The 10,502-nt window shown below is 61.8% G+C and carries 8 protein-coding genes; all 8 read right to left on the bottom strand.

Annotation, left to right across the window (positions count from 1 at the left end):
• Positions 1 to 113: 113 nt before the first annotated feature.
• Positions 114 to 893: a DUF4123 domain-containing protein gene (locus N438_RS27280; RefSeq protein WP_038422400.1), complete on the bottom strand. Its 780-nt coding sequence runs from the start codon at positions 891 to 893 to the stop codon at positions 114 to 116.
• Complete coding sequence (gene vgrG / locus N438_RS27285) at positions 894 to 3,263, bottom strand: type VI secretion system Vgr family protein (protein WP_165453604.1); 2,370 nt, start codon at positions 3,261 to 3,263, stop codon at positions 894 to 896. It lies immediately after the preceding gene.
• A gap of 1 nt (position 3,264) precedes the next feature.
• A complete protein-coding gene (tssH, locus tag N438_RS27290; protein ID WP_116696595.1) occupies positions 3,265 to 5,919 on the bottom strand; it encodes a type VI secretion system ATPase TssH in 2,655 nt (884 codons plus the stop codon).
• A gap of 264 nt (positions 5,920 to 6,183) precedes the next feature.
• The gene (hcp, locus tag N438_RS27295) at positions 6,184 to 6,675 is read right to left on the bottom strand and encodes a type VI secretion system effector Hcp (RefSeq protein WP_002902160.1); all 492 of its coding nucleotides are present in this window, start codon (positions 6,673 to 6,675) and stop codon (positions 6,184 to 6,186) included.
• Positions 6,676 to 6,679: 4 nt separating this feature from the next.
• Positions 6,680 to 8,386 (bottom strand): OmpA family protein, encoded by a 1,707-nt coding sequence (locus N438_RS27300; RefSeq protein WP_100751318.1) that lies wholly within the window; start codon positions 8,384 to 8,386, stop codon positions 6,680 to 6,682.
• Entirely contained in the window at positions 8,383 to 9,072 is a 690-nt protein-coding gene (tssL, locus tag N438_RS27305) for a type VI secretion system protein TssL, short form (protein ID WP_012968412.1), read from the bottom strand. The genes N438_RS27300 and tssL overlap by 4 nt, the downstream gene beginning before the upstream one ends.
• The gene (gene tssK, locus N438_RS27310) at positions 9,069 to 10,412 is read right to left on the bottom strand and encodes a type VI secretion system baseplate subunit TssK (RefSeq protein WP_165818824.1); all 1,344 of its coding nucleotides are present in this window, start codon (positions 10,410 to 10,412) and stop codon (positions 9,069 to 9,071) included. Before tssK ends, tssL begins: the two co-directional genes overlap by 4 nt.
• Before the next feature lie 9 nt (positions 10,413 to 10,421).
• Positions 10,422 to 10,502 (bottom strand): hypothetical protein (locus N438_RS28945; RefSeq protein ID WP_227507558.1); only part of this gene is annotated, 81 nt, incomplete at its 5' end.

A 10,502-nucleotide genomic window follows, 5' to 3' on the forward strand; every position in this document is an offset into this window, starting at 1 on the left:
GTTAACAGCAGCAGACCCGCCAGCAGCGGGCTGATTAATGCAGATTTCATCGGACTCTCCCTGTCGGTTTGAGGGTAATGAAGAGAGGGGTGTACTCAGCCAGACCAGGCTTTTCATTCTGAAGGTCTCTCACTGGTTTTTACGTCCGCAAACCACTTCTTCATTACCCAGTCTTCACGAGCGTCATCCAGAAGAAGACCCTGGCGTGTCGCCTCCACCATGCCCTGGTAACAGGCCGAAAACAGTGACTGTCTTGAGTCAAACATGCCCGCAGGCGGAGCACAGTGCGACAACATGACGATGACATCGCTGATACACATCAGATGCTCAAGCTGGCGATCGCTGAGTTCTATTTTGGGCGCATTTTCATCGCGTTCCGGCGGGAGACCACTGCCTTTGATGCCTTTCGCCTGGCCGTCAAAATCCTGCCACGCCCAGAACAGGGCCGGACGCATCAATGGCTCTTGCTGCTCTTCACTGAGAATGTGTGTAAACAACAGCGGAAATACCCGGGTATCGTAAAAGCGTAAAATTCCGCTGCGCCCTTCCTGCAGAATATCCATACACTGCGTGAGCCAGTTCGCCAGCGCCGAAAAGGGCCAGTACGTGCAGAACAGGAGCAGCGGCGCCTGGATGGCAAGTTGCTGGCTGATATCCTGTAACCAGCGCATTTGCTCATGATCATCAAGCGTAAAGCGCGCCACCAGCGGAGCATCATCGACAATAAATGCTTCCGGAAGTCCATGAAAAAGCGACTGCCACTCAACTGACAGCGAATTCAGCGCCGGAATAACGGAAAAATCCACCCCCGCCTGATCGATAATGACATGCAGATAATCCGTTCCGAAAGCCCGACAGGTTCCGGCGACCTCCTCAATCCATTGTCTGGTCATCTATGCCTCCCGCGGCACGAAGCCCTGCGCCAGCGCCTGGGCTTTTTTAAGGCACTCTTTACACACCGATGCCGGTAGCTCAGGCAAGGGAAACGCCTCGCTGACCGGCCCCTGCAAATCATGCTGCCCCTTAAGGCTAATCACCCCCGGTCCGTGGATCTGTACCTCTCCCTGCGGGGTAAGACGGATATATGCGCCGCCGCAACCCAGGGTGATGCCATTTTTAGCCGTCAACTGCAGATGCCCCTGGGTTGACTGGACGGTGATATCTTTTAGCGCGGTCAGCGACAGAATATCGCTGTGCGACTCTACTTCCAGCGGACCTTTGGCGGAGACCAGCCTCATCCCCTCCTGTTGCGCCAGCAGTGAAATAGCCTGGCTGGCATTCAGAGAACAGCGCTGTGCCGTGGTGATGTTGACCTCCCCCAGGCTCTGCAGATACAGCCCGTTACCGCTGTGCAGGAGTGTTGTTTCCGGCGTGACTGCGGCAATCCCCTGCGGGGCCGACATCAGCAATGTCGGCTGTTTAAGATCGCTGGCGCCTGTGGTCAGTGCGCTTAATGGGCCGGTGTCTGGGATAACATTATGATGGGTTTGCGTAATGCTTCCCCATTCCGTGACCTGATTCACCGCACCTTTCAGCAAACTGACCGCCGGCTCCATCGCCAGCACCTGCCCCTGAGCCTGCGCCTGCCCGTCAGCGCTGATAAATATCCCTTTCTGTGCCCGGATAGCTCCCCAGCTGTCGGTTCTTAGCTCAAAACCGTCCCCGCGCTGCTGCTTTTCAGCATCCACGAGATGGCCGAGGTTCAGCTGGCTCTTGCCGCCATACTCCGTCGACACCTTGATATGTTCTTTCCCGCGCTCATCGTCGAGGCGGATTTTGTTGTTGGCCGGGGTGCGCAGGACGTTACGTTTGTCATTGCGGATGGTGACATGGTCGCCGTGCGCCGAGTCGTGCAGCACGCCCGCGATATACGGCCGGTCGGGGTTACCATCCTCAAAGCCAATCGCCACCTCCGTCCCCGCCAGCAGTGGCAGGTGCAGACCGTAGGTGTCTCCGGCATACGGCCGCGACTGGCGGACCCACAGGCTCTCGAACCCGGTTTCCCAGCGCGCCCGGTCAAACAGCATATTCACCCGGTAGCGCCCGTGTTTGTCGATATGCCCGTAGGTGTCGTTTTCCCGGGTGCTGGTCACGCGGGCCGGCAGCGTCCCGGCCATCACCGGACGCGCGCCGGGCTCAGGCCGGTAGCCGACGTCCGGGCTGTCCGGTATGCCGGCAAACTCCACCGCAAAGTCGGCATCGCGCCGGGCGTGGCTGTGCATCGCCGTGACGAGCACGCCATCAGCAAACTCCCCGGCCACCTCCTCTCCGCCGGTGACCTTCAACACCTGTCCCGGGCAGAGCGTCGGGCAGCTGGTGGTGGCCTGCATCCGGGTCTGGCCGTTAAGATAACGCTCATGGCGAAGCCGGGCGTAAAACGCCCCGGACTCCGGCGCCGGATGGCGGTCATGGACATTCCCGGCGGTCAGGTAGTTATCTCCCCAGTGGTAAGCCTCACCAAAGGTGGTGGTCTCCCCGCGGGTGACATCCACCTGCGCGTTCATGTCCGCCGTCGCCTCGCGGTAGTTGTAGTCGCGGGTACTGACCTGCTGCTCCACGACGCGGTGGCGGCATGCCATCTCCCACACCGCGTCCACCCCGGCCGACTGCTGCCCTGACGGCGGGACCGAAGGCAACGTCAGCCCCTTCTCATAGCCCTGCTGACTGTCGCAGAACTCAGCGACGTCGATGTGCAGCCGCGTGTCGGCGGTAAAGCGAAACCAGATCCCCACCTCACCCAGCAGCCGGGTGATAAAGCGCAGGTCATCCTCGCCGTACTGCATCACTTGCTCGCGGCGCGGATACGTTTTTGTCAGCGAGAACAGAAAATCCTGACCGCGCAGGCCGTGGCGCTCGCGGAGGATTTTTTCCACAATCTGCGGAACGGACTGGTCCTGGTAAATGGCGTTCTGGTGCGAGCGGTTAAGCAGCGCCAGGCGTGGCTGAAGCGTCAGCGCGTAGTGCGTTTCATCCCTGGAGGTACTGAGCCGTTCAAACCCCGTCACCACGCCCTGGATAACCCGCACGGGTTGCTGAACATTGATGCCGAAGCCCTGAGCCACCGGCGCCTGCAGCGTCAGGGAGGCTGCCTTCATCAGCATCATCTCTTTGCTGATGGCATGGTCTGCGCTGGTGAATTCAATACGGTAGCGGAACGGCTGGCTCAGGGCTTCATCGCCCTCGAAGGCCAGCACATCAAGCCCGGCTTCACATCCCTTCACCGAAAGCAGGTGGTGGTTATGGCTGAACAACAACGATTTCACGCTACTCATCGGATATTGTCCCCTCGTCAAACGCCATCACGACGCCTTCCTCTTCGTGATACCCCAGCGTCACCTGGCGCGGTTTCTGCCCCGCCGCCATATGGCTCAATAGCTGCTGACTCAGCGCCGGCAGGATCTGCTGATTCAGCAGACTGTCGACGTTGCGGGCGCCGGTATCCGGCAGCAGGCAGGCCTCGGTCAGCGCGTCGAACAGGCTCTCGCTGAGGGTGGTGGTGATTCCGTAATGGCAAGCCAGACGCTGACTTACCTGCCCGAGCTTGATCCCGACAATGGCGCGCAGCGCTGCCGCCGGCAGCGGACGGTAAATCACCGTCTGGAAGCGGGCCAGCAGCGCCGGCTGGAAGTGGCCGCGCAGCACCGGGCGCAGCAGCTCGTGCAGGTCTGATTCGCTGGCCTCCGGCTGTTCATCCAGCAACTGCATCAGGAGGTCGCTTCCGAGGTTGGCGGTCATCAGGATCACGGTGTTGCGAAAGTCGATTTCACGCCCCTCGCCGTCGCGCATTACCCCCCGGTCGAAGACCTGGTAGAACAGGTTCATCACATCGCGATGGGCCTTTTCCACCTCATCGAGCAGCACCACGCTGTAGGGGCGTTTGCGCACCGCCTCGGTCAGGATCCCGCCCTGGCCGTAGCCGACGTAGCCGGGCGGAGAACCCTTCAGCTGGCTGACGGTGTGCGGCTCCTGGTACTCGGAGAGATTGATGGTGATCAGCGCTTTCTCGCCGCCGAACAGCGCATCGGCGAGGGCGAGCGCCGTTTCCGTTTTGCCGGTGCCGCTCGGCCCGACCAGCAGGAACACCCCTTGCGGACCGTTCTCCGGCGTCAGGCCGGTTTTCGCGGCGTGCAGGCGCCGGGCAATAGCGCTCAGGGCCGCCTCCTGGCCAACCACCCGTTTGCCGAGACTCTCTTCCAGACTCAGCAGCTCCGTCTGCTCATCTTTCATTAGCGAGGAGAGCGGCACGCCGGTCCAGTCGGCAATCACCGTCGCCACGGTGCGGACGTCGACGTCCAGCCCGAGCAGCGGATTGCCCTGCTGGACGGCGATAAGCGCGGTTTGTAGATCGCTAATTTCCGCCTGGCGGGAGATATCGCGGCGGCAGGCGAGCAGCGCTTCCGTCAGCTGCAGCTCCTGACCATACTGAGTTTCAAGGGTATCCAGCGCCAGAATAAGGCGGATCTCCTCCTGCTCAATGGCCGCCAGCCGTTCGCCGCGGGCGCTGTTGCCCAGCGCAATATCTTCCAGCAGCGCCTGTTTCTCCATCGCCAGCGCGGTGAGCTGCGCCTTCATGCGGGTCAGCGGCTCAGGCACGGTATCCAAACTCATACGCAGGCGGGCGGAAGCGGTGTCGAGTAAATCCACTGCCTTGTCCGGCAGCTGGCGACCGGTGAGATAGCGTCGTGACAGCGTCACGGCGGCGCGCACCGCATCATCCGTGATATGCACGCCGTGGTGGTCGGCATAGCGGGACTTCAGGCCGCGCAGCATCAGGCAGGCGGTGTCGTCGTCCGGCTCATCCACCTTGACCATCTGAAAGCGGCGCTCCAGCGCGGCGTCGCGCTCGAAGTACTGCTTGTATTCAGACCAGGTGGTGGCGGCGATGGTCCGCAGTTCGCCCCGGGCCAGCGCCGGCTTCAGCAGGTTGGCGGCATCCGCGCCGCCCGCCTGATTACCCGCGCCGATGATCGTGTGCGCCTCGTCGATAAACAGCAGCACCGGCGAAGGCGACTGCTGTACCGCCTCAATGATATTTTTCAGCCGCTGCTCGAACTCGCCTTTGACCCCGGCGCCGGCCCGCAGCAGACCGAGGTCAAGGGTGCGCACCGACACCGGCTTCAGCGCGTCGGGGACGTTGCCTTCGGCAATGCGCAGCGCCAGGCCTTCCACCAGCGCGGTCTTGCCCACGCCCGGCTCACCGACGAGGATCGGGTTGTTTTTACGCCGACGGGAGAGAATATCCACCATCTGGCGGATTTCCGTGTCGCGTCCGAACACCGGGTCAATCTGGCCATCTCTGGCTTTGGCGGTGACGTCGAGAGTGAATTTGTCCAGCGCGTTCTGCAGCGCCGGGTTGAGCCCATCCGCATTCAGTTCACCGCTCGCAGGACGCCCCACAAATTCCACGTCCCCGCCATGGGGCTGCGCCAGGGCCGCTTCCTGCTGCGCTGGCGGACGTTCGTCGGACTGGGCATCAAGCAAGGGGCGCAGGCGTTCCAGCTGACGCTGGCCCAGCGTTAACAGCGGCCACAGGCCATCGCACTGGATCAGATTCGGTTTTTCAACCAGCGCCATCAGCAGGTGAACACTGCGGATCTGCGCTTCGCCGCTGAGCGAGGCAATCAGCCAGGCCTTCTGCATCAGCCTCAGGGTATGGTCAGAGAGCTGGGGACGATGACGTACCGAGCGCGGCTGTTTATCCAGCCAGCTCAGCAGATCCTGCCACAGCGCATCCATATCCCATTCATAGCGCCGCGCCAGCACCGTCAGATCGCCTTCCCCCTGTTCCAGCAGCTTGAGCAGCCAGTGCTCGGGCAGGATCTCGGCATGCGCCCGGGTCTGGCACAGGGAGGCCGCCCCCTCCATTGCGCGGGCACAGCAGGGATTAAGACGGCGTAACAGGCTGGCTGGATTTTCCATGAGATCCTCTCTTATTGGTTCCGGACACGCTACCGCCCGTCGCTGTTCCCGAACAGGAACCCACAGCGCACAGGGTCAGGCAGGCAGATTGTGTTTTTCTTTGCTGAGAACCCGCATCTCAGGCACTCAGCAAAAAACGGCGGGCAGAGAAACGCTGCCCGCATCAGGCGATCGCCCGCAATAATCCCCGGCCGCAGCGATAACGATGCGGCCGGGATGAGCGAACGTCGCCTGCGCGCCAGCGGCGCGAAATATGACGGGCAATTACGCGGTGGCGCGTTCGTTCCAGCTATCGGAGTGAATGATGTTGCCGTCTTTATAGGTCCAGGTGATCTTCTCGTAGCGCAGCTCAATCTGTTCCAGATGGTTGTGCTTCTCGTAGGCGGGGTTTTTGATGTCGTGCATCAGGGGATTCACTTTCACCACCTTGACGTTCTCAAGTTTGGTATTGAAATACTCCACTTCCTGGCCGGCATCGTTGATTCTGTACCACTTGAACTCAGCGGATTTCAGGGTCTGGCCGGTGGTCACCGCCTTGTACAGGTAGGGGCTGGAGGAGTCGATCTCCTTGGTGAACAGGAACGGCGTATGGATACGCGTGCCGGTCAGTTTGCCGGTGTTGTTATCGGTCGGGATGTACAGGTTGTGCTCCTGAGCCACCACTTCGATACTGCCTTCACGATCCTGAACGTCGACAGACCCTTTAATGTCCGCGCCGCCATCGTCTTTCAGCCAAAGATAAACAGGAATTGCCATGGAATTACTCTCCATTGTGTAGTGAAGCGCCATCATCCTGGGATGACGCAGAGGGTTGGTCCGGTAACCGGCAGGCGTCTACCTGCGGCACCAGACTGATTTCGACACGACGGTTCAGCGCACGGCCTTCCGGCGTATCGTTTGTTGTAATTGGTCGGCTTTCGCCATAGCCCTGAACGGCAAAGCAGCTGTCCGGCACGTCGCCGGTATCGCGCATCCAGTCGCGGACCGATTCCGCACGTTTCAGCGACAATAGCTGGTTGGCTTTTTCCTCACCCACGCTGTCGGTGTGGCCCGCCACCACAATCAGCCACCCGGGCCTGGCCTTAATGTCCACCAGCGAGTTGACCAGCCGCTTTGTCGAACCAGGCTTCAGTACCCATTTCCCGGTATCGAATAGCGACATGTTGTCAAGGCGGATGACGTTCGGCGCGACGCGCTGCACCGGCCTGGTCGGCGGTGGAGGCGGCACGTAACCGCGAATAGCCTCCAGCAACGGCAGGCGAATCTGCTCCCCGCGATACAAGCCCAGACTCAGGCGCAGCGGGACACCGTTACGCGCCCAGCTATCGAGCAGCGCGGCATCTTCACGCAGCACCCTGACAGCGCTGGCTTTTGGCCGATAATCATCCATCGCAATCCGCTCATAACGGGCAATATCGACGCTCACGCGCTGCAGCAGTTGTCGATTGTTCAAGCCACTGCTGAGCAGCGCGGCGACAGCCGCGAGGGTGAAAATCGCGAGCGCCGCGCGCCAGGCCCTGCCTCGTGGCGTTAGTCCCCGTCCCGCCGGTAACTGCGGCAGGATGAATTCCGGTAAGGCTGAAGCGTCCCCGGTGTCGCTCTCGCCAGGCTGCCAGCCAGCTACCCGCGACAGGCCGCTATGTCGGGATAACCACGTCGTCCAGGCCGACGACGCCAGACTTCCAGGCAGCGAGGGCCCGAGGCCCCACAGCACGGCCGCTGGGGTCAGAGGCGGCAGGTCGGTATTCTCTTCCGTCAACACGGCATGGACGTGATGTTCAAACCAGCCCATCAGGCTGTTCATCAGCACCTGCTGCTTCAGCGCGGCCGCCCCGCCAGCGCTTACCCAGGCCGGTACGGAACAGGGGGCGCAGGAGGGCTGCCAGACTTTCACCGCTTCACCCGGCATCGCCGCCTGCCAGAGCAGGATGGGGCTCATCGTGCTGCCCACCTGCCCCTGCAGCGCCAGCGGTACGGCATACCCCGTCTGCTGGCGCAGCTGGCTGAGTTGCCAGCGCAGGGCCAGCAGAGCGCTGGTCAGCGCATCGCTTTGTGCGTGCCGCTGCGGGCAGACGCAGAGCAGCACCGACAGCTGAGGCCCCCATTCCGGCCGCTGGCTCAATATCTGACGCGCGACCTGCTGCAGCTCCTCCGTCTTTTCCACGCGGATCCAGCAGCCCTGTTTGACGACTCGCACCGGTGACGCTTGCGGCCAGACAAACGGCATATCGCCGCAAACGAGGACCACCGGCTGGCGATAAGCGACCTCCGGGAGATCGTCCAGGCTTAACGCAACGTTACGTCGGGTACGACGACTGGCGATGCGCCAGATCCCGATGATCAGGGCCAGCGTGACCAGCAGAATGAGCCATGCCCCCCAGCGGGGAACCGGCAAAAATAGCAGGCACACCAGCGCACTCAGCAGGCTGGCCCACAGCGCCAGCCCACGCTGCTGCGCGGGGCTCATTTCACCGTCCCCGGTAACAGGGTCAGCAGCAGGTGATCGAGCCAGTGGTTCAGCCCCCACCACAGGACGAGTACCACCATCACGCTCAGGCCAATTCGCACGGGCCAGGAGGCCAGCCAGCCGCTTATCCCCAGTCCGGCCCGACTCTCTACCAGTACGGGAGCGGTTGACGGGCATTGAAAAGGTGGGACATGCTCACTGAGCGCGTTGATCAGCTTCAGGCGCTCGGGATCGTTGAGGGAGCGAAAGCTGCCAACAAAACCCAGCAGCATCACCCGCTGAAAACAGGTGACCACGGCCAGGTCGGGCGCCGGTTCACGCAGCACATCGCGCATCCGCTCGCACAGGGTGTCGCCGGCGTCCATGGTGCCGAGGAAGTGCCCCTGCAGCGGAATGTCATACCACTGCAGGCAGGCCTCATCCTCCACGCCGCGCCCTTTCACGGCTTCATCGAGCAGCGCGCACTGGGCGGTGAGAATATGCTGACAGCTGGCGTCATCAAGCCCGCTCGCCTTCAGCTCATGTTGCACGCGCTCGACATCAGCAATACAGCGCTGCCATAGCGTGTACCCTTCCTCATCGCGGAACTGCGGGCCGTGGCGCAGGCTGATAACCTGCAGCCAGGTGTTCTGCAGCAGCGCATCAATATCAATGGACGCGGCGTTACCGCGTTTAGGCTCATTCACGTTCGTAGTACCGCAAAAAGTTCAAGTTCAGGCTCACCGAGCATCCCCGGGACGTAAAACATACAGGTGCCGCTCTGCAGCATTTCCGTCGCCAGAGGGTGGGACACATCGAGGCTGAAATACTGATTTTCCAGACGCAGCGGGATCGCCGCCGGCACATGACGCAATGGCGTCAGGGGCACCCCTGTCCGCGAGGAGTTGACGATGGCTTTGACATGATCCGGACTGCCCACTTTGCACTGTCGCGGAAACTGCTCCTGCAGCCGGGCGACCGGTACCGACGAACGAACCGACAGATAGTAATCAGCCCCTTCCCGCAGCCGGGCATCGTGCAGACGCGCCTGCCAGAAGTGCAGCCGGGCATCATGCTCAAGCGCAATCGCCACCACCCGCGACGGCAGGCTCGCCTCCAGCAGGTCGCTCAGTAAATCAAACAGCGGCGGAAAAACCGCGTTCAGCTGGTCATGCTGATAAATCGGGACGGCATTCGCCTGATGGGTGAGCGAAAAGGTCAGCAGGCTGCCAGCCAGGCGCGCCAGCTCCGGATAGAGGCGTTCCGGCGGGCTCTGTTGGTCACGCAGAAAGTACCCCAGCACCGGCTCGGCGCTGTTCAGCGCGTTCAGCAACCAGAACAGAGAGACATCGGCCACGGCAAAATCAGCCATCCGTTCATTACTCTCGCGACGCATGGCCATCAGGCGCGTCAGACGAGCCCGAAGCTGGGTGAGCAGCTGTTCAAGCTGCGTCGCCAGCCAGCGGCTGCCCTGGATCTGCAGCAGCGGCGGGAGAAACGTCTCGTCGATAAGCCAGGCCCCCTGCGAGTCCCGCTGCAGGCGAACAAGCGGACAGGTCAGGTAATCGCTGTTGTCCTGATGGGCGAAGCGGAGGGTCAGCTCCGGCTGCATGACGGCAATCTGCCGGGTATCATCCCCGAACTGGTTGCGGACATCACGCCAGCGCTGCCGGAAGCGCACCGGCCTTTCGGCCACCTCCTCCGGCTTCAGACAGTTGCCGCCATTCGCCTGCATCAGGGGCAGCGCCAGCACGATCACCGCCTCGCCGGACGCGCCGTCCAGTGACAGCGCGGACGGCAGCGCATCGGCATTGTCCGTATCAATCATCGTGCCATCCTGGAACCGGACCTGCAGCCTGTGAGCCTGCAGGCGGCCCAGTTTGAGCATCTCTGGTTCGAAGGTCGCCTCCATCACTCCCCAGGGGTGGTTAAGCCCCATCCGGGCAATCACTTCCGCAGTCCAGGCTGTATACGCAGCCTGCTGTTGAAAATGCTGGGGCGACACCATAATGCCCCGGCCCCACAACGGACGTTCCGTTTTTATCATCGTCCGAACCTACGCCTTCGCCTTCGGCATCTGGCTAACCAGCGACAGATTGACGTCCATCCCCTCGACCTGGAAGTGCGGCACCGCGTA

Origin of the sequence: Klebsiella sp. GL120222-02, assembly GCF_003097195.1 — a bacterium.
In the GTDB taxonomy this organism is placed as follows: Bacteria; Pseudomonadota; Gammaproteobacteria; order Enterobacterales; family Enterobacteriaceae; genus Klebsiella; species Klebsiella variicola.

Excerpts from the sequence above, each read along its gene's own strand:
- N438_RS27280 (WP_038422400.1), bottom strand. The coding sequence starts at position 893 with ATGACCAGACAATGGATTGAGGAGGTCGCCGGAACCTGTCGGGCTTTC.
- tssH (WP_116696595.1), bottom strand. The coding sequence starts at position 5,919 with ATGGAAAATCCAGCCAGCCTGTTACGCCGTCTTAATCCCTGCTGTGCC.
- hcp (WP_002902160.1), bottom strand. The coding sequence starts at position 6,675 with ATGGCAATTCCTGTTTATCTTTGGCTGAAAGACGATGGCGGCGCGGAC.
- N438_RS27300 (WP_100751318.1), bottom strand. The coding sequence starts at position 8,386 with ATGAGCCCCGCGCAGCAGCGTGGGCTGGCGCTGTGGGCCAGCCTGCTG.
- tssK (WP_165818824.1), bottom strand. The coding sequence starts at position 10,412 with ATGATAAAAACGGAACGTCCGTTGTGGGGCCGGGGCATTATGGTGTCG.